Genomic DNA, 25,959 nt, shown 5'->3' with positions numbered 1-25,959 from the left:
ACCCCCACTTGCGGCGGCACATGATGGAAACCCTGCTCATCCCGTTCCGCTATGGCTATATGGCCGAAGCGATCTGGGTCTCGGCCCTGGTCGGCGCGGTCTGCGGCTTTCTGTCGGCCTATCTGATGCTGAAAGGCTGGTCGCTGATCGGCGATGCGCTGTCCCATTCCATCGTGCCGGGCGTCGCCGGAGCCTATATGCTGGGCCTGCCCTTCGCGATTGGAGCCTTTTTGTCCGGCGGGCTGGCGGCAATGACCATGCTGTTTCTGAACAGCCGCACCGGCCTGCGCGAAGACGCGATCATCGGACTGATCTTCACCGCCTTTTTCGGGCTGGGGCTGTTCATGATCTCGCTCGACCCGATGGCGGTCAGCATCCAGCAGATCACCATGGGCAATATTCTGGCCATCGGCCCCGGCGACACGCTGCAACTGGTGCTGATCGGCACCATCTCGCTGCTGATCCTGACGCTGAAATGGCGCGACCTGATGGCGGTGTTCTTTGACGAAACCCATGCCCGCACCGTGGGGCTGAACCCGGCGCGGCTGAAGGTGCTGTTCTTTGCCCTGCTGGCGGCCTGCACCGTCGCCGCCATGCAGACGGTGGGGGCGTTTCTGGTCGTCGCGCTGGTGGTCACGCCGGGGGCGACCGCCTATCTGCTGACCGACCGCTTTCCCCGGCTGATCGTGCTGGCCGTTACCATCGGGGCGGTTACGTCAGCCATGGGGGCCTATCTGTCGTTCTTTCTGGACGGCGCAACCGGAGGCGTGATCGTCGTGCTGCAAACGCTGGTCTTTGCTCTGGCCTTTGTCGGCGCGCCCACCCATGGCCTGCTGGCCACCCGCCGCCGCACCGCCGCCGCCCGCAGGTCCGCCCCATGATGGATGCGCTGACCCTGCCCTTTGCCTATCCCTTCATGCAGAACGCCGCGCTGATGGCGCTGATCGTCGCCATCCCCGCCGCGCTGCTGTCATGCTTCATGATCCTGCGCGGCTGGAGCCTGATGGGCGACGCCATCAGCCATGCGGTGCTGCCCGGCATCGTGCTGGCCTATATCACCGGCCTGCCGCTGCTGATCGGCGCCTTTGCCGCTGGTGCCACCTGCGCCGCCCTGTCCGGCTGGATCGAGGAAAACTCGCGCGTCAAATCCGACACGGTGCTGGGGGTGGTGATGTCGGGCATGTTCGGGCTGGGGCTGGTGATCCATGTCGCCACCCCGTCGGATATGCATCTGGATCACATCCTGTTCGGCAATATCCTTGGGGTCGGGCCGGGAGACTTTCTGACCGCAGGAACCATCGGCGCGGCCATCACCGCCGCCATCGTGCTGAAATGGCGCGATCTGGCGCTGTGGTCCTTTGATCCGGTGCAGGCGCGGGTCGCGGGGCTGCCGGTGCGGCTGCTGCATTACGGGCTGCTGGCGATGATTTCCGCCAGCGTGGTGGCGATGCTGTCGGCGGTGGGGATCATCCTGTCGGTGGCGCTGCTGATCGCGCCGGGGGCCATCGCCTTTCTGACCACCCGCCGCCTGTCCGTGATGCTGGCGGTGGCCAGCACGGCGGCGGCACTGGCCGCCCTTGCCGGGGTCTGGGCCAGCTTTTGGCTGGACAGCGCCCCGGCCCCGACCATCGTGCTGGCGCTGACCGCCATGTTCATCGCCGCCTTTGCCCGGCGGCAATGGCAAATCCGCCGGGCCGCCCTGTCGCCCCAAGAGCCATAGCGCCACCGCCCTGCGATAACGGCCCCCCGCCAACGAAAGGGAAACCATTCACCCCATAACTGCGCTGGCCCTTGTCCGGGTGATCCGCCCCTGTTTCGGCACGGTGCTGCGGGCGGTAATCTTTGCAATCCCGCCACACCCGCCGCACCGGCGCTTTGAGACCATGACCCGAGGGCAGCAGAACACCGCCTCGGCGCCTGGCCTGCTGGCGGATCCCCATGCAAGACAACGGCCGGGGCCGCCTATGCGCTGATCGCGGCCTGACGGTCCTCGGCCATCATCAGCGCGCATTTTTCCCCGATCATCACCGCGGGCGCATGGGTGTTGCCCGACACGATCGAGGGCATGATCCCGCAATCCGCCACCCGCAGACCGTCGATGCCATGCACCCGTAACCGCGCATCCACCACGGCCATCGGCCCGCTGCCCATGGCGGTGGTGCCGACCGGGTGAAAGATCGTCGTGCCGACATCGCCCGCCGCACGCTCCAGATCAGCCTGCGAGGTGATCTGCGCGCCGGGCAAGGTTTCCTGCGGCGCATAAGGGGCCATCACCTGCGTCGCCATCAGCCGCCGGGCGTGGCGGATACTGTCGGCGGCCACCTCTCGGTCGGCAGGGGCAGACAGGTAATTCGGCGCGATTTCCGGCTGAAGCGCAGGGTCGGCGCTGGTGATATGGCTGTAACCCCGGCTTTCCGGGCGCAGGTTGCAGACCGAAACCGTCAGCGCAGGCCAGCGGTGCAGAGGCTCTCCGAACTTGTCCAGCGACAGCGGCTGGACGTGATATTCGATATTCGCCGTCTCGAACCGATCAGACGAGCGGGTAAAGATGCCCAGTTGCGAAGGCGCCATCGACATCGGCCCGCGCCGCCGCAGGGCATAGTCCAGCGCGATCCCGGCCTTGCCCCACAGGCTGGCGGAACGGTCGTTCAGCGTCCGTGCGCCGGTGATGCGAAAGACCGTGCGCAATTGCAGATGGTCCTGCAAATTCTCGCCCACGCCGGGCAAATCGTGCAGGGGCTGAATGCCAAGGGCCGACAACCGCTCGGGCTGGCCAATGCCGGAATATTCCAGCAACGCGGGCGAGTTGATCGCCCCCGCCGCCAGCACGATTTCCCCGCCAGACCGCAACCGCGCCATGCGCCGGATGCCGCCCTGCACAAACTCGACCGCCACGGCGCGGCGCCCCTCCAGCACGACACGGCGCACCTGCGCATGGGTTTCGATGCGCAGATTGTCGCGGTCGCGGGCCGGGTTCAGAAACGCCTTGCGTGCATTCCAGCGCAAGCCACGCCGCTGGGTCACAGGGAAATAACCGACGCCTTCATTATCGCCACCGTTGAAATCGCTGGCGGTGGGGATGCCCAATTCGTGCGCGGCCCGTGCCACCGCATCAAGGATCGGCCAGTTCAGGCGCTGCTGTTCAACCCTCAATTCGCCCTCGACCCCGTGGGATTCGTCAGCGGCGGCATAGTGCCGTTCCGACCGGCGAAACAGCGGCAACACATCGTCCCAGCCCCAGCCCGGATTGCCCGCCTGCCGCCAACCGTCATAATCGGCCGCCTGCCCGCGCATATAGATCATGCCGTTGATCGAGGAACAGCCGCCCAGCACCTTGCCACGCGGATAGTTCAGCGCCCGCCCGTTCAACCCCGGCTCGGCCCGCGTCTTGTAACACCAGTCCAGCGCGGGATTGCCCATCGCATAAAGATAGCCGACCGGCACATGCACCCAGAAACGGTTGTCCGACCCACCTGCCTCGATCAGCAAAACCCGCAGGCGCGGATCGGCAGACAGACGATTGGCCAACACACAACCGGCGCTGCCCGCGCCGACCACGATGGCATCCCATTCACCGAAATCATGAAACTGTTCCATGCCAAAACTATGACGAGGCCCGCGCGCCGAAGCAAGCCCGGTCCTGCGTCCCCGCCCGGCCCAAAGTTGCGTATTTGGACAAACAGGAAGCGGCTTCCTGTTTGCTTAAATACGCATCTTGGGGCGCGGCAGAGGCAATCAGATCCGGCGCAGCGCAATCACGGCGTTCAGCCCGCCAAAGGCAAAGGCATTGGACAGAACGGCATCCACCCGCGCCTCGCGCGCCTGATTGGGCACCACGTCTAGCGCGCATTCCGGGTCGGGTTCCTCGTAATTGATCGTCGGTGCGATGATCCCGTCGCGCAGCGCCATGATACAGGCCAGCAGTTCGACAGCGCCGGTGCCGCCGATCAGGTGGCCGTGCATGGATTTGGTCGAGGATATCATCAGCGCATCGGCGTGATGGCCGAAGGCATGGGCAACGGCGGCGCATTCCGTTTTGTCATTGGCGGCGGTGCCGGTGCCATGCGCGTTGATATAGCCGAACGCCTCGGGGTTCATGCCGGCATCGCGCATCGCGCCGGTGATGGCGCGTTCCGCCCCCTGGGCCGAGGGCATCACGATGTCCTGCGCATCAGAGGACATGGCAAAGCCCACCACCTCGGCAAGAATGTCGGCTCCACGGGCGCGGGCGTGTTCATAATCTTCGAACACAAAGACCCCAGCCCCTTCGCCCTGCACCATGCCGTTGCGGTTGGCGCTGAACGGGCGGCAGGCGTCTTTGGACATGACGCGCAGCCCTTCCCACGCCTTGACGCCGCCGAAGCACAGCATCGCCTCGGAGCCGCCGGTCAGTGCGGCGCGCACCGCGCCGGAACGGACCATCTGGAACGCCATCCCCATGGCGTGGTTGGAGCTGGCGCAGGCCGTGGCGACCGAAAAGGACGGTCCCAGCAGGCCGAATTCCATCGACAGCAGGCTGGCCGCCGCGTTGTTCATCAGGCGCGGGATGACAAAGGGGTGAACACGGTTTTTACCCTCTTCGTAGACGGTGCGGTAGTTGTCATCCCATGTGTTCACGCCACCCGCGGCGGTTCCCAGAACCACGCCGGAATGGGCGCCCAACTCGCCATCGAAAGACAGGCCCGACTGCGCGACGGCCTGTTTGGCCGCCAGCAGCGTGAACTGGGAAAACTTGTCATACAGAACGATCTGCTGCCGGTTGAAATAGGTTTCCGGCTGCCAGTCATGCACCTGCCCGCCGATCTGCACCGACAGCCGGTCCACATCGCGGAAATTCAGGCGGCTGATGCCGCAGCGCCCTTCGCGCAGCGCCTCGAACGTGCCGGGCACGTCGCGGGCCAGTGCGTTGACCGTGCCCGCGCCGGTGATAACAACGCGGCGCAACCCGCCTGTCGTGACCAAGGCCCCCGCGCTCATGCGGTTTTTTCTGCGATCAGGCGTTCCACGGCCAGGATGATCGCGCCCATCGAGGAAATGTCGAAATCGGATTGTTCCGGTTCATTGGCGTTGAAGGGGATCGAGATGTCGAACTCTTCCTCGATCGCGAAGATGGATTCGACCAGCCCGAGGCTGTCGATGCCCAGTTCTTCGGGCGTGGCCTGATCGGTGATCTGATCGGGTTCCAGCATCGCCTGTTCGGCAATGATTTCGCGGATTCGGGTTTTCACGTCTTGAGTCATGTTGGCCTCCGGTCAGCCCTTGTCCATCAATTTTGTAACGATTTTCTGAAGCTCGGCTACGGTCGCGGCGATCCGTGGCAGGCGGCGCATGGATTTCTGGATTTCCATCTGGGTTTCCATCTTGACCGCCGGGTTCCCCAGAATGACACGGCCGGCGGGCACGCGGGTAAAGATCTTGGTCGCCCCGCCCGCGATCACATCATCGCCGATTTCGATATTGTCGGAAACGCCGACCTGCCCCGCCAGCACCACCCGGTCGCCGATGCGCGACGATCCGGCCACGCCGACCAGCCCGCACAGCAGGCAATCCTGCCCGATGACGACGTTGTGGCCAATCTGAACCTGACTGTCCACCTTGGTGCCCGATCCGATCTGCGTGGCCCGGATCGTGCCGCGGTCGATGGTCGAGTTCGCGCCGATTTCCACATCGTCGCCCAGCTCGACCCCGCCAAGGCTGTGGATGCGGTGCCATTTCTGCTGGCGGATCTGGTCACGCTCGCCCAGGGTGCGGCGCATTTCCTCGACCCCGGATTCCTCGGGGGTGACGAAGGAAAAGCCGTCGCCGCCGATCACTGCGCCGGGCTGCACGATCAGCCGGTCGCCCGCCACGACGCCGTGGCAGATGCGCGCGCCGTCAAGGATCAGCGCGTCCGCCCCGATCCGCGCCCCCGCGCCGATGCTGGCATGGGCGGCGATGCGCGCGCGCGGGCCGATCTGCGCGCCCGGACCAATGACAGCCAGAGGGCCGACCGCCGCGCCTTCGCCCAGTTGCGCGCCGGGGTCGATCACGGCCGAGGGGTGGATGCCGGGTGCAATGCCGGGGCCGGGGTCAAAGGCGCGGGTCAGGCCAGCCATGACCAGCCGGGGACGCGGCGCAAAAATGGCGGCGGCAAGGCCGTATTCGGCGGGGTCCATCCCCTCGGCCAGAATGGCGATGGCGCCCGGTTTCAGCGTCGCGGCATATTTCGGCGCCATGGCCAGCGCGATCTGATCGGCCTGCGCCGCCCCCGGCTCGGCCGCGCCGGTGACGGTCAGCGACAGGTCGCCCCATGCCCGCGCGTCCAATGCGCGGGCCAGTTCTTGAACGGTAACGGTTCTGGTCATCGGCTTTACCCTTTCGGGCCAGTGGTAGCCGGTTCAGGCGTCAGGTTCCAGCCCGGCCTTGGTCATCGCCTGCCAGACGGTGGCATCGCGCCCATAGACATCATTATAGAACCGCATCTGCCCGCTGTCGTCAGGGAAGGCGGTGAAATAGACCAGATGCACCGGCACGAAGGGCGTCAGCTTCAGATAGGTTTCCCGCCCGCTGTCACGCGCGCGCTGGAACATGCGCTGCGGATTGTCGGTTTGCTGCGACAACAGCAGATGCGCAAAGTCCAGCGGGTCGCGCACGCGCACACAGCCGTTGGAAAAGGCGCGGGCAGATTCGCCGAACAGCCCCTTGGAGGGCGTGTCGTGCAGATAGATGTTCCACTGGTTCGGAAAGATGAATTTGACGATGCCCAAGGCGTTGTCATCGCTGGGTTTCTGCCGCAACCGATAGGGAAAGCTGCGCGCGGTATAGCGGCCAAAGTCGATCTGGTCGCGCGGCACCACACGGCCCCGGCGATCCACCACATCCAGATGCGCAAAGGCGTTGCGGTTCTGTTGCAGGCGCGGGAAATAGTCGCGCGCGAACATCCCCGGCGGCACGTTCCAGCTGGGGTTCACGACGACATATTCCATCTCGTCCGAAAATTCCGGCGTCTGCATGTCGTCGCTGGTCTTGCCGATGACGCCGCGGGTCTGAAAGATTTCCTGCCCGCCCTCGAACACGCGCACCATATAATCGGGGATGTTCACCCAGACATGGCGCGCATTCAGATCGTGGTCGCCCATCCAGCGGAACCGTTCCAGCGCGATCAGAATGGCGCGGGTCTGGCGGTCGGCCCCGGCATTCAGGCGCTGAATGGTGCGCGGCCCGGCCACCCCGTCGGCGGGCAGACCGGCGGCCTGCTGATAGGCCAGCACCGCCTGCGCCAAGGCGTCATCATACAGCGCCGGATCGGCCGCCGGGCCAGCATCGAACCCGATCGAGGCCAGCCGCAGCCGCAGATCGGCCAGACGCGGATCGCGGGCACCATCGCGCCACAGCCCTTCGGGCGCAGCGGGGGCGCCGGCCGGGGCGATCAGCCGCGCGCGCTGCGCCAGCGCATCCTGCAAGACGCGATAGCGGCGGTCTTGCGGCCCCAGCCCGGACAGAAAGCGGGCGGGATCGGGGCTGGCGGCGAAATCGCGCAGGTTATCGGCCACCGCCCGGCGCGAGACCTGACGGTGAATCTGCGGGTCGGCGGATTGCGGGCGCACCATGCCCCCGGTCAGATCGGAAATCACCCGCGCCAGAATGCGCGCGTGCAGCACCTCGCCCGCCGGGGTGGCCGGATCAGTGGCGGCCAGCGCATCGGCGCGATAGCGCGCCAGCGGCAACCCATGATCGGGCATCGCCGCAACCGCAGCGCGCAATGCGTCGGCTCGCGCAGCACCTTGCGGCCCCGAGAACATCGGGCGCAGGCCATTGCTGCCATAATAAGCAGCAAGGTCGGCATTACCCGCCACAGCGGTTGCCAGCGCCATTTCGTCGGGGGTGAAATCCAGCCGGGGGGCGGCCTGCGCGCCGGTCATCAGAACCTGCGGCATCTGCGCCGCGACCGGGGCGGCCCAGGCCACCGCAGCACCCAGTGCGGCAACCCGAATCCATCGGCAAGCGCCTGAAACGACAAAACTCATGACTGCTCCGACAAAGGTGTGATTCGCACTTGTGCCATCAACTGCGGCGTCGCGTCCACACTGATACCGTGAAAAAGTCAAGGGGGCGTTACCGCCCGGCCACATCCCCTGTCATCGCTCAAGAACGGGTAAAGAAATGATTAACAACCGCCAGTTGATCGGCGAGATTCCGCCCAAATTGGCGGGGTTGCGCCGCATCGGGAACTGGATGGTTTCCACAGGGACGAAAATTTGACACATTCTTAACCAATCCCGGCTAACCGGGGAATCGCCGCTCACATGTGGCATGATCAAACCAAGCAGGACAGGCGATCCGACATGACCATCAATCCTCTGAACCGCCGCAACCTTCTGGGCGTTTTCGCCGCGACGTCTGTTGCCGCAGCGCCCGTGATGGCGAACGCCTTTGGCTTTCTGCGGGGCGCGGGCGACATGCGCCGCATCAAGATGTATTCCGGCCGGACCGGCGAAAGCGTCGATGTCGTCTATTGGGTTGACGGCAAATACATCCGCGAAGCCCTGAACGAGATCAACATCTTCATGCGCGACTGGCGCACCGGGCAGGCCATCGGCATCGACCCCCGCACCATCGACATCGCCTCGGCCTCGGCGCGGCTGATGCAGACGAACGAACCCTATATGATGCTGTCGGGCTATCGCTCGCCGCAGACCAACAACATGCTGCGCCGCACGATGGGCGGCGGGGTCGCCCGCAACTCGCTGCATCTGGTCGGCAAGGCGGCTGACATGCGGCTGAAGTCGCGCTCGGTCAACCAGATGTATCAGGCGGCGGTCGCCTGCCGCGCCGGTGGCGTGGGCAAATACAGCCGCTCGAACTTTGTTCACATGGATTGCGGGCAAGTTCGTCAGTGGGGTTCGTAACCCCCATAGAATCAGTCCAGACAAACAGGCCCGTCCGCAGCGCGCGACGGGCTGTTTTTTTGAATGAAGGACAATTTGCCGCATCCACAGATTGCAGTCCCGGCAAGCTTACCGGTTTCAGGACATATTGCCGTGTGCATATCATACTTATTAACCATGATTCATTGGGGTGACTGCTAATTTTCTATTGTCAAGCAACCGAACAGCGGCAATTTTGAAAATGAAAGCACAGCATTTCATAGGTTTATCGCAAATGACCCCCGCACAAGGCCGAAAATTAAAAACGGCGCGCAAGATTCAGGCAGCAGCGATGCGGCTTGCCAGCCGCGATGGGATGGCCGGTTTGACCGCCGAAGCCATCGCGCGCGAGGCGGGCATCAGCACACGGACCTTCTTCAACTATTACCCCTTCAAGGAAGCGGCGCTGATGGGACCGCCGCCCGATTACCCCGCCGACGCCGCCGAACAGTTCGTCGAGGGGCGCGGCCGCCTGATCGACGACCTGCACAAGCTGATGGAGCGTCACCTTGGCCGCTTTGCCGAAGAACGCGACCAACTGGCCGCCGTGCTGCGCCTTGCCGAAACTGACGCCAAGCTGGCGGCGATGTATCAGAACACCCAGAACCTGCGCCGCGCCGAAATGGCCACGCTGCTGTTCCGCCGCGTGCCGCGCGCCGACCCGGTTCTGGTGGCGATCCTGTCCTCGGCCATCACCGCCGCCACCGGGCGCGCGCTGGTCGATTGGGCCGAAGGGCGGCAGGACAACATCATCGCGACCGGGCTGGTCTATCTGGAAAAGATCGGCCCCGCCGTCGGGATGCTGAACCGCAAGCCCGACTGACGCCCTGCGGGCCAGCGATCAGATGTTGATCTGCTGGCCCAGCTCGATCACGCGGTTCGAGGGCAGACGGTAAAAGGTCGTCGGCCATGCTCTGTTACCGCGCGCGGATCAGCGATTCGTGCAGCGCATACAGCCCCCCTTGATCGTCAGACCGTCAGCATCTGGCGATACAGATTGTCCAGAAACGGCCCCGCCTCGGCATAGGGATCATGGCCGGGGCCAAGGACGGCGCGGACCTGCACTTCGAAATCGGCATAGTGCTGGGTCAGCGCCCAGATGGAAAAGATCAGGTGATGCGGATCGACCGGCGCCAGACGCCCCTGTTCGATCCAGCCCGAAAGGGTGGCCACCGCATCATCCACCAGTTCCCGCAATTCGCCGCCCAGCAGTTCGGTCAGATGCGGGGCACCTTGCAGGATTTCATTGGCGAACAGGCGGCTTTCGCGGGGATAATCGCGCGACAGGTCCAGCTTGGCCCGGACATAGGCCAGCACCTCGGTCAGCGGGTCGCCCAAAGGGTTCAGGCTGCGCAGCGGTGCCAGCCATGTATCCAGCAGCGTCGTCAGCAAACTGCGATAGATTTCATCCTTTGATGAAAAATAATACAGCACATTGGGTTTCGACAGGCCCGCGCTTTCGGCGATCTGGTCGATGGTCGCGCCGCGGAAACCATGGGCGGAAAACGCCTCTAACGCGCCGCGCAGGATCAGATCGCGGTTCTTTTGCTGGATGCGCGTCAGTCTGGGCCGGTCCTGATCCGTCATGGCTGTCATGCCTCTCACCCCCCGAAATCCCGCGCCGGTCACAGACCCAAGCCGCTTGACTGACTGTTAAGCCGTGCTAGCCTGATCCTGACCGTCTGGTCAAACACCGAATGGAGTCAGCCCGATGGCCCTGGACCGTAAACCCGCCCCGAACGACCTGCGCGCCTTCTGGATGCCCTTCACCGCGAACCGGCAATTCAAATCCGCGCCCCGGATGCTGGTGGCATCCAAAGACATGCACTATACCAGCGCCGACGGGCGGCAGGTGCTGGATGGCACCGCCGGGCTGTGGTGCTGCAACGCAGGGCATTGCCGCCCGCGCATCACCTCTGCCATTCAGCAGCAGGCCGAGGAACTGGATTACGCCCCGGCGTTCCAGATGGGCCATCCGCTGGCCTTTGAACTGGCCAACCGCCTGATCGGCATCGCGCCCGAAGGGATGGAGCATGTGTTCTTTACCAACTCGGGTTCCGAGGCGGTGGACACGGCGCTGAAAATCGCGCTGGCCTATCACCGCGCGCGCGGCGATGCCGCCCGCACCCGGCTGATCGGGCGCGAGCGCGGCTATCACGGTGTCGGCTTTGGCGGCATTTCGGTGGGCGGGATCGTGAACAACCGCCGCTTTTTCGGCAGCCTGCTGAACGGCGTCGATCACCTGCCGCATACGCATCTGCCCGAAAACGCCTTTACCCGCGGCCAGCCCGAACATGGCGCGAACCTTGCCGACGATCTGGAACGCATCGTCGCGCTGCACGGCGCCGAAACCATCGCAGCCGTGATCGTGGAACCGATGGCCGGGTCCACCGGTGTCCTGATGCCGCCCAAGGGCTATCTGGAGCGGTTGCGCGCCATCACGAAAAAGCACGGCATCCTGCTGATCTTTGATGAGGTCATTACCGGCTTTGGCCGCCTTGGCTCGGCCTTTGCAGCGCAGCACTTTGGCGTGGTGCCCGACATGATAACCTGCGCCAAGGGGCTGACCAACGGCGTCATCCCGATGGGTGCGGTGATGACCACCGCCGAAATCCACGACGCCTTTATGCAAGGGCCGGAACATGTGATCGAGTTGTTCCACGGCTATACCTATTCCGGCAACCCCATCGCCTGCGCCGCCGGTATCGCCACGCTGGACACCTATGCCGAGGAAGGGTTGTTCGACCGCTGTGCCGAACTGGCCCCCTATTGGGAACAGGCGCTGCACGGGCTAAAGGGCCTGCCGCATGTCATCGACATCCGCAACATGGGCCTGATCGGCGCGGTCGAACTGGAACCGATCGAGGGCAAGCCGGGCGTGCGCGCCTTTGACGCCTTCATCCGCGCGTTCGAGAAAGGCATCATGATCCGCACCACCGGCGACACCATCGCCATGTCTCCGCCGCTGATTATCGACAAGGCGCAGATCGACACGCTGATCGGCACGCTGGCCGATGTGCTGCGGGACACCGCATGACGCAGGCAACCGCAACCGCGATGAGCTTTATCGAGGTCGAGTTGAAATAACCCCGACCCATTCCGCCGAACCCGCGCCAAGACGGGACGGCCAGACAGGAAGGACGACAGATGACCGACGCCAGTGGGGTGGCCCCGGCTGCAAACCTGAAAATTGACGGCGAACGGCTGTGGGACAGCCTGATGCAGATGGCCCAGATCGGGCCGGGTGTGGCGGGCGGCAACAACCGCCAGACCCTGACCGACGCCGATGCGCAGGGCCGGGCGCTGTTTCAGTCATGGTGCGAGGATGCGGGCATGGTCATGGGCCTTGACCGCATGGGCAACATGTTCATGCGCCACGAGGGCGCGGACCCCGATCTGGACCCGGTGTATATCGGCAGCCATCTGGACACTCAGCCCACGGGCGGCAAGTTCGACGGGGTTCTGGGCGTGCTGGCCGGGCTGGAGGTGGTGCGCTCGATCCGCGATCTGGGCATCCGCACCCGCCGCCCCATCGTGGTGGTGAACTGGACGAACGAGGAAGGCGCGCGGTTCGCCCCCGCCATGCTGGCATCCGGCGTGTTCGCGGGCGTGCATACCGAGGATTACGCCAACGCCCGCGTGGATGCCGAGGGCAAGCGTTTCGGGGACGAGCTGGACCGCATCGGCTGGCGCGGGTCCGAGGATGTGGGCGGTCGGCCCATCCATGCAATGTTCGAATATCACATCGAACAGGGGCCAATTCTGGAAGCCGAGGGCAAGGACATCGGCGTCGTGACCCATGGTCAGGGTCTGTGGTGGCTGGAAATCACCCTGACCGGCAAGGACGCGCACACCGGATCGACCCCGATGAACATGCGGGTGAATGCGGGCCTTGGCATGGCGCGGATCATCGAGGCGGTGCATCGCATCGCCATGGATCACCAGCCGGGCGCGGTGGGCGCCGTGGGGCAGATGAACGTGGTGCCCAACAGCCGCAACGTGATCCCCGGCCGCGCGGTGTTCACCGTCGATTTCCGCAGCCCCGATCTGGCCAAGCTGAACGCCATGCGCGCCCGGCTGGAGACCGAGGCCCCGGCGATTGCCGGGGAGCTGGGCCTTGGCATCAGCATCGAGGCGGTCGGCCATTTCGACCCGGTGACGTTTGACCCCGCATTGGTCGGCACCGTGCGCGCGGCGGCAGAACGTCTGGGCTATTCGCATATGGACATCATATCCGGTGCCGGCCACGACGCCTGCTGGATCAACCGCATCGCGCCGACGGTGATGATTATGTGCCCCTGCGTGGACGGGCTGTCGCATAACGAGGCCGAGGAGATTTCCCCGGCATGGGCGGCGGCTGGCGCGGATGTTCTGCTGCATGCGGTGATCGAGGCGGCAGAGGTCGTGCGCTGAAGCCGGGGGCGCTTCGCCCCCCGGACCCCCCGAGGATATTTATCGGACCAAAGATGGAGGCAGGGATGAGCAGCACGGTTATCAAGGGCGGCACGGTCGTCACGGCGGATCTGACGTATGACGCCGATGTTCTGATCGAGGGCGGGCGGATTGCCGCGATTGGCGAGGGTCTGTCGGGTGATCGGGTTCTGGACGCGACCGGCTGTTACATCATGCCCGGCGGCATCGACCCGCACACGCATCTGGAGATGCCCTTTATGGGCACCTATTCCGCCGATGATTTTGAATCGGGCACGCGCGCCGCTTTGGCCGGGGGCACGACGATGGTGGTGGATTTTGCCCTGCCCTCGCCCGGTCAGGGGCTGCTGGATGCGCTGAAGATGTGGGATAATAAGGTGTCCCGCGCGCATTGCGATTATTCCTATCACATGGCGATCACCTGGTGGGGTCAGCAGGTTTTCGATGAAATGCAGGCGGTGGTGGATCGCGGCATCACCAGCTTTAAGCATTTCATGGCCTATAAGGGTGCCCTGATGGTGAATGACGACGAATTGTTCGCCAGCTTTCGCCGCTGCGGCGATCTGGGTGCGCTGGCGATGGTTCATGCGGAAAACGGCGATGTGGTGGCGGAATTGTCGGCGCGGTTGCTGGCCGAGGGGAACTCTGGCCCCGAGGCGCATGCCTATTCCCGTCCGCCTCAGGTCGAGGGCGAGGCGACGAACCGCGCCATCATGGTGGCCGATATGGCCGGCGTGCCGCTGTATGTCGTGCATGTGAGTTGCGAGGACAGCCACGAGGCGATCCGGCGGGCGCGTCAGGCGGGCAAGCGCGTCTGGGGCGAGCCGCTGATCCAGCATCTGACCCTGGACGAAAGCGAATATTTCAACCCCGACTGGGATCACGCTGCCCGGCGCGTCATGTCGCCGCCCTTCCGCGACAAGGCGCATCAGGCCAGCCTGTGGGCCGGGCTGCAATCGGGCAGCCTGTCGGTGGTGGCGACGGACCATTGCGCCTTTACGACCGAGCAGAAACGCACCGGCGTGGGCGATTTTACCAGGATCCCGAACGGCACCGGCGGCCTTGAGGACCGGATGCCGATGCTGTGGACGCATGGGGTCGGGACGGGGCGGCTGACTGTGAATGAATTCGTGGCGGTGACTTCGACGAATATCGCGAAAATCCTGAACATGTATCCGCGCAAGGGGGCTGTTCTGGTCGGCGCGGATGCCGATCTGGTGGTCTGGGACCCCAGGGCGGAAAAGACGATCAGCGCCAGTGCGCAGCAATCTGCCATTGATTACAACGTGTTCGAGGGGCAGAAGGTCACGGGTCTGCCGCGCTATACGCTGACGCGCGGCGTGGTGGCGGTGTCCGAGGGCAAGGTCGATTCGCGCGAGGGGCATGGCGCCTTTGTCGGGCGCGAGGCGCGGCCTGCGGTGAACCGCGCGCTGTCGGCGTGGAAGGATCTGAGCGCACCGCGCCCCGTGCAGCGGTCGGGCATTCCGGCCAGCGGGGTCTAAGGGATGGGCTGGCTGGCACGGCATGGGATCGACCGGCATTTTGCGGCCATTTTCTGCGCTGCTGTGATCTTGTCTGCGTTGACAGGCGGCGCTTCGGCATTGGCAAGCGGGCGCGGCGATCTGTTGCCCGTTCTTGCGTTCCTGCTGACAGGGGCGGTGCTGCCAATTGCGCTTTTGCGGATGGCGGCGGATAGGTTTGCGGTCGGCGTGCTGTCCTCATCCGGCAAGGGCGAGGCGTTGGCGGATGAACTGGGTGGATTTGGCGTCACCGGATCGAACCAGTCCACCGATGATCTGGCCCGTCTGGTCGATGGTGCGGTGGACCGCTGGGGCCGCATCGACGTGCTGGTGAACAGCGCCCGCCACCTGTCAGCCCGGATATGGTGGCGCGGGGTGGCGGCCATATCTCCGGGCAGAATATCCGCGTCGATGGCGGGATCACGAGGTCAGTATGAACAATGACCCGATCTGGCTGCGTTTCGCCAGCGACCTTATGGCCCGGCGCGAAGAATTGCTGGGCCGCATGGGCCTGATGGGCCAGCCGCTGCCCGATACGCTGGACGAGGATCAGGCGCTTGCGCTGGTGGATGCGCTGGCGGCCACGCGGCTGACGCAGCAGTTTGACAGCAATGCCGGGGGCGAGGATGTCATCCATGCGCTGGACCGGCTTATCAACGCAGCGCATATCCCCTCGCTGACCGAGGCCGAGCGGGCGGCCCTGACCGATCCGGGCCGGGTGCATAGCGCCAGCCCGGCGCTGTTGCCGCAATATGCGGCGGCAATCCGGGCGCGGAACCGGCATCTGGTGCAGTTGGACGGCGGCGATGATCTGACCCTGCTGGGCATCCTGACTCGGCGCGGCTTTGCGCGCTGGCACGGGGTTCAGGTCATGCCGGGCGTCACAATCCGCGAGGTCGCGCCGGGCGGTGCGCCTTTGCCCGCACCGATCTGGCCAAAGGGTGAAGCGATGAATTGGTTTGACGATTGGGCCGAGGATGCGCCGGTGACACCTGCGGCCCCCACCAGCCCGGTGATCGAGGCGCGTGGCGTCAGCCTGACCTTTCAGACCGCAGATGGGCCGGTTCATGCGCTGAAGGATGTCGATCTGACCATCAATCAGGGCGATTTCGTCAGCTTTATCGGGCCTTCGGGCTGCGGCAAGACGACGTTTCTGCGGACGATGGCGGCGCTGGAGACGCCGACCGGCGGCAGTCTGACCGTGAACGGCATGACCCCGGATCAGGCGCGGCGCGCGCGCGCCTATGGCTATGTGTTTCAGGCGCCGGGGCTTTATCCGTGGCGGACGATTGCGGGGAATATCTCGCTGCCGCTGGAGATCATGGGGTTCAGCCGCGCGGACCGGGCCGAGCGGACCCGGCGCGTGCTGGATCTGGTCGATCTGGCGGGCTTTGGCGGGAAATACCCGTGGCAATTGTCGGGCGGTATGCAGCAGCGGGCCTCGATTGCCCGCGCGCTGGCCTTTGATGCCGATATTCTGCTGATGGACGAACCCTTTGGCGCGCTGGATGAAATCGTGCGCGACCGGCTGAACGAAGAACTGCTGAAGCTGTGGGCGCGAACGGGCAAGACCATCGGCTTTGTCACCCATTCCATCCCCGAGGCGGTGTATCTTTCGACCAAGATCGTCGTCATGTCGCCGCGACCGGGGCGGATTTCCCGCGTGATCGACAGCACCCTGCCGCGCGAGCGCCCCTTGGATATTCGCGACACGCCCGCGTTCATCGCCCTGGCGCATGAGGTGCGCGAGGGGTTGAGGGAGGGGCATAGCTATGACTGACGCGCCCAAGCCGGGGGTTTTCCACCCCCGGACCCCCGAGGATATTTGCAGACCAAAGATGGGGCCGCGATGAAGCGTATCTTGCCTGTTCTGACCGTTCTGCTGGCGATTGTGGTGATCTGGTATGTCGCCTCCGTCTGGATGAATGCGCAATGGGCACGGGATCAGGCCGCGCGGGCGGGCAGCGAGTTGAGCGCGGCGGCGCTGATTGCCGATACCATGAGCCAGCAGCGCCCCGTGTTGCCCGCGCCGCATCAGGTGGCGGCGGGGTTATGGGATGGGCTGGCGGGGCAAGCTGTGACCTCGCGCCGGTCTTTGGTCTGGCATGGCTGGATCACGCTGTCGGCGACTCTGGCGGGGTTTGGCATCGGCGCTGTGGCGGGGGTGCTGTTGGCGGTGGGGATCGTGCATAACCGGGCGATGGACATGTCGATCATGCCCTGGGCGGTGGCGTCGCAGACCGTGCCAATTCTGGCAATCGCGCCGATGGTGATCGTGGTGTTTGCCAGTGCGGGCGTGACCGGGTTGCTGCCCAAGGCCTTCATTGCGGCGTGGCTGTCGTTCTTTCCGGTGCTGGTGGGCATGGTCAAGGGCCTGCGCGCGCCTGATGCGATGCAGCTTGATCTGATGCGGTCGTGGAATGCCGGTGGCGGGCAGGTGCTGCGCCATTTGCGGTTGCCGTCTTCGCTGCCCTATCTGTTCACCTCGCTCAAGGTGGCGATTGCGGCGGCGCTGGTGGGCACCATCGTCGCGGAACTGCCTGCCGGGGCGACGCAGGGGCTGGGCGCGCGGCTGCTGTCGGGGTCGTATTACGGGCAGACGATCCAGATCTGGGCGGCGCTGTTTGCCGCCGCGATCATGGCGGCCGGGCTGGTCTGGCTGATCGGGCTGGTCGAGCGGGTGGTGCTGGCCCGCATGGGGTTGGCACGATGAGCGCCGCAGCCAAGCGCCCCGGCCGGGCATGGCTGGTGCTGCCGCTGCTGGCGGCGGCGTTGATGGCGCTGGCCGTGGCCGGCATCGCGCCGCGCCCGCGGGCGGTGGCGCTGTTCGGGTTCTGGCTGCTGATCTGGTCGCTGAACGCCCGGCTGGCCGCCCTGCCCCTGCCCCCCTCGGGCGAGCGGGTTCGCCGGATTGCCGTCGCGGCGATCTTTGGCCTGACCCTGCTGGTCTTTTGGGAGGCGATGGTGCGGCTTTACGCCGTTCCGCAGGTGATCCTGCCTGCGCCCTCGGTCATCGGGGCGCGGTTCATGGCCAGCCTGCCGATGATCTGGGGCGATCTGGTGCAAACGCTGGCCAAAGGCGCGCTGAGCGGCTGGCTGATCGGCGCAGGTGCGGCGGTGATGACCGCCATCGCCATCGACCGATCGCCCTTCCTGCAACGCGGGTTGCTGCCGGTCGGCAATTTCGTCGCCGCCCTGCCCATCGTCGGGATCGCGCCGATCCTTGTGATGTGGTTCGGTTTCGACTGGCATTCCAAGGCGGCGGTCGTCGTGGTCATGGTGTTCTTTCCGATCCTTGTGAACATGGTCGCCGGGTTGGCCGCCACCGATGCGCTGCAACGCGACCAGATGGCGACATGGAGCGCGGGTTACTGGCAATCGCTGCTGAAACTGCGCCTGCCCGCCGCCCTGCCCTTTCTGTTCAACGGGCTGAAGATCACCACCACGCTGGCCCTGATCGGCGCCATCGTGGCCGAATTCTTTGGCAGCCCGACGCGCGGCATGGGCTTTCGCATCTCGACCGCCGTGGGGCAGATGGACCTTGCGCTGGTCTGGGCCGAGATTCTGATGGCAGCCCTCGCCGGGTCGCTGTTCTATGGCATTGTCGCGCTGGCCGAGCGCCGGATGACCTTTTGGCACCCGTCACAGCGCCAATAACGGGCGAAACGCCCCTCAACAGTGGAGTGGAGAATGACCAGACTGATGATTTCGGCGGCGGGTCTTGCGCTGCTGGCCGGGGCCGCGCAGGCGGCAGACGATCTGACGCTGCAACTGAAATGGGTCACACAGGCGCAGTTCGCGGGATATTATGTCGCCAAGGACAAGGGATTCTATGACGAGGAAAACCTGAACGTCACCATCAAGCCGGGCGGCCCCGACATCGCGCCGGTGCAGGTGCTGGCGGGCGGTGGCGCGGATGTGATGGTGGAATGGATGCCCGCCGCACTGGCCGCGCGCGAAAAGGGGCTGCCTCTTGTCAATATCGCGCAGCCGTTCAAATCGTCGGGGATGATGCTGACCTGTCTCAAGGAAAGCGGGATCACCGACCCCACGACCGATTTTCGCGGCAAGACGCTGGGGGTCTGGTTCTTTGGCAACGAATATCCGTTCCTGTCGTGGATGAACCATCTGGGCATTCCGACGAATGGCGGCGCCGAGGGGGTGACGGTGCTGAAGCAGGGCTTCAACGTCGATCCTCTGCTGCAAAAGCAGGCCGCCTGCATCAGCACCATGACCTATAACGAATATGGTCAGGTTCTGGACGCGGGGATCGGCGAAGACGACCTGATAACCTTCAAATACGAAGATCAGGGCGTCGCCACGCTGGAAGACGGGCTTTACGTCCTGCAAACCGCGCTGGCCGATCCCGCGATGGAGGACAAGCTGACCCGCTTTGTCCGCGCCAGCATGAGGGGCTGGAAATACGCCGAGGAACACCCCGAAGAGGCCGCGGAAATCGTGCTGGACAATGACGAGACCGGCGCCCAGACCATCGGGCATCAGACCCGCATGATGACCGAGGTGGCCAAGCTGACCGCAGGAACCAATGGCGCGCTGGACGTGGCCGATTATCAGCGCACGGTTGACACCCTGATGAGCGGAGGTTCCGACCCGGTGATTACCGCCGCACCCGAAGGCGCGTGGACCCATGCGATCACCGACAGGGCGCTGAGCGGATCGCCTGCCCAATGACGCGCCTTCAGGCGAACGTGCCGTTGCGGTGCCCGTTCGCCTGAACCACCACAGAATGCCGCATTGCACAGCGGGCCTTGCCGGGGCAACAGACAGCATGGATAAAAGTAAGCTACAGCACGGTTTTATCGACGATGCCCAGGGCATCGCCTATGGCAGCTTTATGGCGGCGGCGGCGGTGGTGCTGCTGACGCATCTGGGCTTTGTCACCGGGCAGACGGCGGGGCTGGCGGTGCTGATTTCCTATGCGACCGGCTGGGGTTTTGCGCCGGTGTTCTTTGTCATCAACCTGCCGTTTTACTGGCTGGGCTATCGCCGCTTTGGGCCGGTGTTCGTGTGGAAAAGTTTCGCCGCCGTGGCGCTGATGTCGGCGCTGGTGGCGCTGTTGCCGGGCTGGCTGCACTTTGGCGCGATCAACCCCGCCATCGGCGCGATCCTGTTCGGCACCATGACCGGATCGGCGCTGCTGGCGCTGTTCCGGCACGGGGCCAGCCTTGGCGGGGTCGGCGTGCTGGCGCTGTATGTGCAGGATGCCACCGGCCTGCGCGCCGGCTGGGTGCAGCTTGGCTTCGATGTGCTGGTCTTTGCCGCCGCCCTTTTCCTGCGCGACTGGCATCTGGTCGGCTGGAGCTTTCTGGGCGCGGTCGTTGTCAATCTGGTCATCGCCATCAACCACCGGCGCGACCGCTATGTTGCGACGTGAACGGCAGGGGGCTGCGGGCGCGCCCCCTGCCTGACCACCTGCCTTAGCGGGCGGTTTCGCGGACCACCTCACCGGCGCGGTTCAGCTCGACCGTGACGGTCTCGCCATTGGCGTTGACCGCGTTCACGGTCAGGCCACGCCCTTGCTGGCGGGAAAAATCGCCCAGATCGGTGTAACCGGCGTCGGTCAGGCTTTGACGCAGCGCCGATTCATCGACCTGCGGGCCGCGCTGCTCCATCCGGGGCGGGGCGTCGCCACGGGGGCCGCGATCACCACGCTCGCCCCGATCACCGCGCCGTTCGCCGCGTTGTTCGCCCTTGCCGCGATCATGGCCGCGCCCGTCCATGCCGCGCTTGCCGCCCCGGTCGTGGCCCTGGTGCATCCCCGGTCCGCGATCCTCGCCGCGGCCAAAGCGCATCAGCGTGCCATCGGTCGCAAAGCCCGCGCGCAGGTTCTGACCGTCGGCATCCTTGCCGCCGACCATCACCATATCGGGCATCACGCCAAAGCCGGAAATCAGCGCGAACTGCTGGATAATGGCGTTGCCGCGCACCGGGGCGGGCAGCACCGCATCGACCAGCGATTGCGGCAGGGCGGCATCATCATCGGCGCGAACACCGCGCAGAGTGCCGTCATTGGCCACCATCGCCTGAATTTCGGTGCCATCGGCCAGCGAGCCGGTGACGCGCGATCCGCCGCGCTGGCTGGTGCGGATTTCGACATCCGTCAGGTTCAGCGCGCGCAGCGCCTCGGGCAGGGTTTCGGCGGTCAGCGCCGGGGCCTGCGCCGGGGCGGCGGGTTGCGTGGTGGCCGGGGCCTCGGGCGCGGCGGTCTGCGCGATGGCGGCCACGCCGCTGCCCAGAACCGAAACCAGCGCCAAAGCGGCGACCGAGTGGCGGAGGGTGAATCTGCTCATAGGTTTTTCCTTTCGTTTCACCGTTGCAGGGGCAGCATGGCCCCCGCTGACGAATCGCTTTTAGCCCAACGGAACCGAACCAAAGGCGAATGGTCCGTTTATTTTCCGTTTGGGTTCGCCGTGGCACAAAAGGCCATGCGGATCGCCCCTGCCCCCCTTGCCTGCCTGCTGGCCGCGCTGCTTGCGACGGTCGCGCCCGCACAGGATCTGTCGCCGCTGCCGCAGGATTTCCGCCCCCTGCCTCTGCACGAGGCCGCCGAAATCGCCACCGCCCGCTATAAGGGCCGGTTGATCGCCGCCCGCCTGTCCTTTCCCGCGCCACACGAATCCGCGCTTGGGGTTGAACTGGTGCGCGAATTGCGGCTTTTGACCCCGCAGGGCAATCTGCTGACCATCCGGCTGGACGCGCGCGACGGGCGCTTTCTTGAGGTGGCAGGCATAGGCCAGACCGAGGCACGCAAATGAGAGCATTGATCGTCGAGGATGACCGCACCCTGGCCGCGCAGGTGGCGACGGCAATGCAGGACGCGGGCTTTGTCACCGACATCGCCCATGATGGCGAACAGGGCGAGTTTCTGGGCGCGACCGAAACCTATGACGTGGCGGTGCTGGACCTTGGTCTGCCCGGTCTGCCGGGGATCGAGGTGCTGACCCGCTGGCGCGACGGCGGGGTGACGATGCCGGTGCTGATCCTGACCGCGCGCGGCGACTGGACGGATAAGGTCGCCGGTTTTCGCGCCGGGGCCGATGATTATGCCGTCAAACCCTTTCGGCTGGACGAGGTGGTTTTGCGCGCGCAAACCCTGATCCGCCGCGCCGCCGGTCATGCGCGCACGGTTATCAAGGCCGGGGTGCTTTCGCTCGATTCCCAATTGGGCGTGATTACCCGCGACGGGGTGGCGCTGAAGCTGACGGCTTTTGAAACCCGCATCCTGTCCTATTTGATCTTGCATCAGGATCGTATCGTCAGCCGCACCGAATTATCGGAACATCTGTATGAGGCCGATACCGACCGCGACTTCAAATCCATCGAGGTCGTCATTGGCCGTTTGCGCAAGAAAATCGGCGAGGGCGTTATCGAAACCCGCCGGGGCGAGGGGTATATTCTGCGCGCAAACGGCGGGGCGGCATGATACGTTCGCTGCGCGCGCGGCTGCTGTTATTGGCGGCTGTCTGGATCGGCGTTGCCCTGATGGCGGCTTTTCTGGTGATCGGCGCGGTTCTGGATCGTTTCGTCACCGAACGCTATGACAGTGAAATGCAGGCCATGGCCGATCAGATCATGGCCGGAATGGTGATAAACGGCGCAGGCGGGATCGAGGTGGAAAATACGCCGCTTGATCCGCGCTTTGGCACTCCGCTGTCGGGTTGGTATTGGCAATTGCGCGTCGGCGGCGTGGTGGTGGCAAAATCGGCCTCGCTGGGGGATGCGCAACTGGCATCGCGCAGCGCAGAGCAGCCCGGAACCGGGCGCGGGCGCGGCCCGATGGGCGAACCCTTGCGGGTGCTGCGCCAGCCGCTGACCCTGCCGGGCAGCGACGATCCCCTGATGCTGACCCTCACCGCCCCCGCGCGCGAAATGCTGGGCAGCCTGCGCGAGGTGCGGCGCCCGCTGGCCCTGTCGCTGGCGGTGCTGGGGATCGGGCTGGCGGTGGCGGTGGCGGTGCAGGTGGGCAGCGGCCTGTCGGGGCTGCGCCGTCTGGGCGGCGATCTGCGCCGCGTGCGCGACGGCCAGACAGATCGCCTGCCCCGCCCCGGCATCAGCGAGCTTGACCCGCTGGTGGCCGAAATCAACGCCGCGCTGGATCAGAACGCCACCCTGCTGGCCCGGTCGCGGCAACACCTTGGAAACCTTGCGCATTCGCTGAAAACACCGCTGGCGGCGCTGTCGAACGACCTGCCGCCCGGCGATCCCGGTCAGGCGCTGATCGCGCGGATGGACCGGCTGATCGGCTGGCATCTGCGCCGCGCCCGATCGGCCCAGCCTCGTGTTCTGGGGCAGCGCACACTGGTCGCGCCGGTGATCGACGACATCCTTTTGGTGCTGCGCCACCCCATGCAGGACAAGGGCATGACCGCCAGCATCGACTGCCCCCCCGACCTGAGCTTTGCCGGCGAAAGGCAGGATCTTGAGGAGCTGATCGGCAATCTTTGCGACAATGCGGTGAAATGGGGCCGCAGCCGGCTGGCCATCTCGGCCCGCCCCGGCCTGACCCTGCGGATCGAGGATGACGGCCCCGGCATGAACGGCACAGACACCCCACGCGCCCTGATCCGAGGCGCGCGTCTGGACGAATCAGGTCCGCCGGGCACCGGGCTTGGCCTTGCCATCGTCGCGGATCTGGCTGCCTTGCATGGCGGCGAATTGCGGCTGAACAGGTCAGAGGCCCTGGGCGGGCTGTCGGCGGAAATTTATCTGCCTGAATGAATGCAGGATTCATTTGCAAGATACGATTTGAAAATAAAATTCAGACACTTCTTAAAAAGAGTCACCCACTGATAACACCCCCAATTACCCCCTTTGCGTGGGCTTATATCAGATCAGCGATTGGGCCACATGCTGCCACCCGTCCGCTTTGTTCATATCATTCGACGGCGGCGCGCCTGTTCAGGTTGCCAATGCCCTGACCACAAACGACGGCCTTTACCCGACCCAAACCGACCCGAGCGTTTCGGCCTATGAGATTTTCGTTGCCGCATTCGATGACAGCGGCTCGTTTAGATCCGTGTCGTTCTGGGGCGACGGATTTGGCGAATATCTGGTGGCGGGTGGTCAGGTGAAATATGCCCTGCTCGACCAAGGCTCGCTGCCGCCGCCCGCGCCGGTGCCGCTGCCTGCGGGCGGGCTGCTGCTGGCCAGCGGGCTGGCCGCGCTGGCCCTGCGCCGCCGCAAAGCCGCCTGAGCGCCTCTTTTTCGCGCAGATCACAAACGGGGTGCCCAATCCGGCGCCCCGTTTTTCATTCTGCACCCCCTCTGTGATTTTATCGTTTGATAAAATTTCAGACCTGTGCCAGCCTTTCCGAACAGGCAGAGCCAGGGGGAGTGTGATGACCCAAGCCAAGCTGACAGCCGGAGTAGTGCCGGGCCGACTGACGCCCGAGCAATATCAGATCAATTTTGCCGATGTCGCGCCGCCATTGGACGATCATCAGGCGCAGGTTGCGGCGGATCGCTGTTATTTCTGCCACGACGCGCCCTGCATCGCCGCCTGCCCGACCGGCATCGACATTCCTCTGTTCATCCGCCAGATCGCCACCGGCACGCCCGACGCGGCGGCGCTGACGATCTTTCACAGCAACATCCTTGGCGGCATGTGCGCCCGCGTCTGCCCGACCGAAACCCTGTGCGAAGGCGATTGCGTGCGGATGGATGCCGAGGGCGAGCCGGTGCAGATCGGCGCGCTGCAACGCTATGCCACCGATGGGCTGATGGCGGCGGGCGGGCATCCGTTCCGGCGCGGCGCACCTACGGGGCGGCGCATCGCCGTGGTCGGGGCCGGGCCTGCGGGCCTGTCCTGCGCCCACCGGCTGGCCGCCAAGGGGCACGATGTGACGCTGTTTGACGAACACAGCAAAGCGGGCGGGCTGAACGAATACGGCATCGCCAGCTATAAGGCGACCGATCACTTTGCGCAGGCCGAGGTTGACTGGCTGCTGCAAATCGGCGGCATCACCGTGGAAACCGGGCAATGTCTGGGCCGCGACATGACGCTGGACGGTCTGCGCGCGCAATATGATGCGGTGTTCCTAAGCATCGGCCTTGGCGGCGTGAACGCGCTGCGGATCGACGGCGAGGATCGCGACAACATCCGCGACGCGGTGGATTTCATCGCCGAGCTGCGGCAGGCCGACGATCTGGCCGCCCTGCCCATCGGGCGCGACGTGGTGGTGATCGGCGGCGGCATGACCGCCGTGGATGCCGCCGTTCAGGCCAGACTGCTGGGGGCAGAAAACGTCACCATCGCCTATCGCCGCGGGCAGGATCGCATGTCGGCCAGTTGGCACGAACAGGATCACGCCACCAGCAGCGGCGTGCGCATTCTGTGCAATGCCATGCCGGTTGCGGTTCACGGCAACGGCGCGATCACGGAAATCGAGTTCGCCTATACTCAGGATCTGCCCGACGGCAGCCTGAACACGGGTGAACATTTCCGCATCAAGGCCGATCAGGTGTTCCGCGCCATCGGCCAGCGGCTGCACGACGTGCCCGAGGGGCTGGCGCTGGACGGCGGCAAGATCGCCGTGACCGGGGCGGGGCGCACCTCGGTCGCCGGGGTCTGGGCGGGCGGCGACTGCGCCGCAGGTGGCGAGGATTTGACCGTGACGGCGGTTGCTCAGGGGCGCGATGCCGCTGAAGATATCCACGCGACATTGATGGAGGACGCCCCATGACAGACTCTGCCAGAAAGGTAACGATCCACACGTCCCGTGACGGCGACGACCCTGTTCCGCTGGCCAGCGGCGACAGTTTCCAGATCATCGAGATGTCGGGCAGCGGCCCCGGCTATCTGCACCGCCACCTTGATGATGACGTGGCCTTTCACCTGATTTCCGGCCGGCTGCGGTTTCGGCTGGCGGATGGAAATGTCGATGTGCCCCCCGCCTCGACCGTCTTTATCCCCGCCGGTGCCGCCTATGATTTCGACGAGATCATGCCCAGCCGGTACCTGATGATCGGCACGCCCCGCCTGCGCAAGCTGGCCGAGGCGCTGCGCGGTGCCGCGCGCGACAGGCACCCTGACATTCTGCGTGAATACGAATCCGAAATCGTCGTTTGACCCCTGACAGGAG

Annotated in this window: 25 protein-coding genes and 1 pseudogene; 19 read left to right on the top strand and 7 right to left on the bottom strand. The window is 65.1% G+C overall.

The genetic code is table 11. The annotated features are described in order from the left end of the window. Positions 1-20 precede the first annotated feature (20 nt). Together Q4G14_RS10885 and Q4G14_RS10880 are read left to right on the top strand one after the other, a co-directional pair. The gene (locus Q4G14_RS10885; RefSeq protein WP_303361767.1) at positions 21-881 is read left to right on the top strand and encodes a metal ABC transporter permease; all 861 of its coding nucleotides are present in this window, start codon (positions 21-23) and stop codon (positions 879-881) included. Then, positions 878-1,720: a metal ABC transporter permease gene (locus Q4G14_RS10880; RefSeq protein WP_303361766.1), complete on the top strand. Its 843-nt coding sequence runs from the start codon at positions 878-880 to the stop codon at positions 1,718-1,720. Before Q4G14_RS10885 ends, Q4G14_RS10880 begins: the two co-directional genes overlap by 4 nt. Before the next feature lie 242 nt (positions 1,721-1,962). On the opposite strand, the gene Q4G14_RS10875 is transcribed toward Q4G14_RS10880, so the two are convergent. The 5 genes from Q4G14_RS10875 to Q4G14_RS10855 all read right to left on the bottom strand — a co-directional run bounded on the left by Q4G14_RS10875 (position 1,963) and on the right by Q4G14_RS10855 (position 7,946). Continuing rightward, the gene (locus Q4G14_RS10875; protein ID WP_303361765.1) at positions 1,963-3,597 is read right to left on the bottom strand and encodes a GMC family oxidoreductase; all 1,635 of its coding nucleotides are present in this window, start codon (positions 3,595-3,597) and stop codon (positions 1,963-1,965) included. 138 nt (positions 3,598-3,735) lie between these two features. Beyond that, positions 3,736-4,944 (bottom strand): beta-ketoacyl synthase, encoded by a 1,209-nt coding sequence (locus tag Q4G14_RS10870; protein ID WP_303361764.1) that lies wholly within the window; start codon positions 4,942-4,944, stop codon positions 3,736-3,738. A gap of 29 nt (positions 4,945-4,973) precedes the next feature. Beyond that, on the bottom strand, positions 4,974-5,240 hold the full coding sequence (locus Q4G14_RS10865) for an acyl carrier protein (RefSeq protein ID WP_303361763.1): 267 nt from the start codon (positions 5,238-5,240) through the stop codon (positions 4,974-4,976). Between the two features lie 12 nt (positions 5,241-5,252). Further along, on the bottom strand, positions 5,253-6,344 hold the full coding sequence (locus Q4G14_RS10860) for a UDP-3-O-(3-hydroxymyristoyl)glucosamine N-acyltransferase (protein ID WP_303361762.1): 1,092 nt from the start codon (positions 6,342-6,344) through the stop codon (positions 5,253-5,255). Between the two features lie 33 nt (positions 6,345-6,377). After that, the gene (locus Q4G14_RS10855; RefSeq protein ID WP_303361761.1) at positions 6,378-7,946 is read right to left on the bottom strand and encodes a murein L,D-transpeptidase; all 1,569 of its coding nucleotides are present in this window, start codon (positions 7,944-7,946) and stop codon (positions 6,378-6,380) included. A gap of 378 nt (positions 7,947-8,324) precedes the next feature. Here Q4G14_RS10855 and Q4G14_RS10850 point away from each other — a divergent pair, with 378 nt between their 5' ends. Together Q4G14_RS10850 and Q4G14_RS10845 are read left to right on the top strand one after the other, a co-directional pair. Continuing rightward, complete coding sequence (locus tag Q4G14_RS10850; RefSeq protein WP_303361760.1) at positions 8,325-8,888, top strand: DUF882 domain-containing protein; 564 nt, start codon at positions 8,325-8,327, stop codon at positions 8,886-8,888. Positions 8,889-9,108: 220 nt separating this feature from the next. Then, positions 9,109-9,729 (top strand): TetR/AcrR family transcriptional regulator, encoded by a 621-nt coding sequence (locus tag Q4G14_RS10845; protein ID WP_368661357.1) that lies wholly within the window; start codon positions 9,109-9,111, stop codon positions 9,727-9,729. Positions 9,730-9,875: 146 nt separating this feature from the next. Here Q4G14_RS10845 and Q4G14_RS10840 read toward each other — a convergent pair whose 3' ends face one another. Continuing rightward, positions 9,876-10,493, bottom strand: a complete 618-nt coding sequence (locus Q4G14_RS10840) for a TetR family transcriptional regulator C-terminal domain-containing protein (protein ID WP_303361788.1) — start codon at positions 10,491-10,493, stop codon at positions 9,876-9,878. A 124-nt stretch (positions 10,494-10,617) separates the two neighbouring features. On the opposite strand from Q4G14_RS10840, the gene Q4G14_RS10835 reads away from it, so the two are divergent. The 9 genes and pseudogenes from Q4G14_RS10835 (at position 10,618) to Q4G14_RS10795 (ending at position 20,252) form a co-directional block, all read left to right on the top strand. Beyond that, the gene (locus Q4G14_RS10835; RefSeq protein ID WP_303361758.1) at positions 10,618-11,943 is read left to right on the top strand and encodes an aspartate aminotransferase family protein; all 1,326 of its coding nucleotides are present in this window, start codon (positions 10,618-10,620) and stop codon (positions 11,941-11,943) included. Positions 11,944-12,053: 110 nt separating this feature from the next. Continuing rightward, on the top strand, positions 12,054-13,319 hold the full coding sequence (locus Q4G14_RS10830; protein WP_303361757.1) for a Zn-dependent hydrolase: 1,266 nt from the start codon (positions 12,054-12,056) through the stop codon (positions 13,317-13,319). 65 nt (positions 13,320-13,384) lie between these two features. Beyond that, positions 13,385-14,839 (top strand): dihydropyrimidinase, encoded by a 1,455-nt coding sequence (hydA, locus tag Q4G14_RS10825; RefSeq protein WP_303361756.1) that lies wholly within the window; start codon positions 13,385-13,387, stop codon positions 14,837-14,839. 180 nt (positions 14,840-15,019) lie between these two features. Then, positions 15,020-15,205: pseudogene (locus tag Q4G14_RS10820) on the top strand (3-oxoacyl-ACP reductase); the annotation flags it as partial. A 601-nt stretch (positions 15,206-15,806) separates the two neighbouring features. Continuing rightward, a complete protein-coding gene (locus Q4G14_RS10815; protein WP_303361787.1) occupies positions 15,807-16,637 on the top strand; it encodes an ABC transporter ATP-binding protein in 831 nt (276 codons plus the stop codon). Between the two features lie 69 nt (positions 16,638-16,706). Then, a complete protein-coding gene (locus Q4G14_RS10810; protein WP_303361755.1) occupies positions 16,707-17,570 on the top strand; it encodes an ABC transporter permease in 864 nt (287 codons plus the stop codon). A 62-nt stretch (positions 17,571-17,632) separates the two neighbouring features. Continuing rightward, a complete protein-coding gene (locus Q4G14_RS10805; protein WP_303361786.1) occupies positions 17,633-18,514 on the top strand; it encodes an ABC transporter permease in 882 nt (293 codons plus the stop codon). A 33-nt stretch (positions 18,515-18,547) separates the two neighbouring features. Further along, entirely contained in the window at positions 18,548-19,549 is a 1,002-nt protein-coding gene (locus tag Q4G14_RS10800) for an ABC transporter substrate-binding protein (RefSeq protein WP_303361754.1), read from the top strand. Between the two features lie 97 nt (positions 19,550-19,646). Beyond that, entirely contained in the window at positions 19,647-20,252 is a 606-nt protein-coding gene (locus tag Q4G14_RS10795; RefSeq protein ID WP_303361753.1) for a YitT family protein, read from the top strand. Positions 20,253-20,295: 43 nt separating this feature from the next. Here Q4G14_RS10795 and Q4G14_RS10790 read toward each other — a convergent pair whose 3' ends face one another. Further along, entirely contained in the window at positions 20,296-21,168 is an 873-nt protein-coding gene (locus tag Q4G14_RS10790; protein ID WP_303361752.1) for a hypothetical protein, read from the bottom strand. A gap of 135 nt (positions 21,169-21,303) precedes the next feature. On the opposite strand from Q4G14_RS10790, the gene Q4G14_RS10785 reads away from it, so the two are divergent. The 6 genes from Q4G14_RS10785 (at position 21,304) to Q4G14_RS10760 (ending at position 25,946) form a co-directional block, all read left to right on the top strand. Beyond that, positions 21,304-21,633, top strand: a complete 330-nt coding sequence (locus Q4G14_RS10785; RefSeq protein WP_303361751.1) for a PepSY domain-containing protein — start codon at positions 21,304-21,306, stop codon at positions 21,631-21,633. Further along, entirely contained in the window at positions 21,630-22,301 is a 672-nt protein-coding gene (locus Q4G14_RS10780) for a response regulator transcription factor (protein ID WP_303361750.1), read from the top strand. Before Q4G14_RS10785 ends, Q4G14_RS10780 begins: the two co-directional genes overlap by 4 nt. Next, positions 22,298-23,596 (top strand): ATP-binding protein, encoded by a 1,299-nt coding sequence (locus Q4G14_RS10775; protein WP_303361749.1) that lies wholly within the window; start codon positions 22,298-22,300, stop codon positions 23,594-23,596. The genes Q4G14_RS10780 and Q4G14_RS10775 overlap by 4 nt, the downstream gene beginning before the upstream one ends. Positions 23,597-23,744: 148 nt before the next feature. Next, positions 23,745-24,071, top strand: coding sequence for a VPLPA-CTERM sorting domain-containing protein (locus Q4G14_RS10770; protein ID WP_303361748.1), 327 nt, complete (start codon positions 23,745-23,747; stop codon positions 24,069-24,071). A gap of 145 nt (positions 24,072-24,216) precedes the next feature. Beyond that, the gene (locus Q4G14_RS10765; RefSeq protein WP_303361747.1) at positions 24,217-25,560 is read left to right on the top strand and encodes an NAD(P)-dependent oxidoreductase; all 1,344 of its coding nucleotides are present in this window, start codon (positions 24,217-24,219) and stop codon (positions 25,558-25,560) included. Beyond that, the gene (locus Q4G14_RS10760) at positions 25,557-25,946 is read left to right on the top strand and encodes a hypothetical protein (protein ID WP_303361746.1); all 390 of its coding nucleotides are present in this window, start codon (positions 25,557-25,559) and stop codon (positions 25,944-25,946) included. The genes Q4G14_RS10765 and Q4G14_RS10760 overlap by 4 nt, the downstream gene beginning before the upstream one ends. The last annotated feature ends 13 nt before the right edge of the window (positions 25,947-25,959 follow it).

The sequence above is a fragment of the Paracoccus sp. (in: a-proteobacteria) genome, assembly GCF_030538755.1.
In the GTDB taxonomy this organism is placed as follows: domain Bacteria; phylum Pseudomonadota; class Alphaproteobacteria; order Rhodobacterales; family Rhodobacteraceae; genus Paracoccus.
The sequence above is the reverse complement of the archived record's forward strand: the minus strand, read 5'-3'. Positions and strand labels throughout refer to the sequence as shown.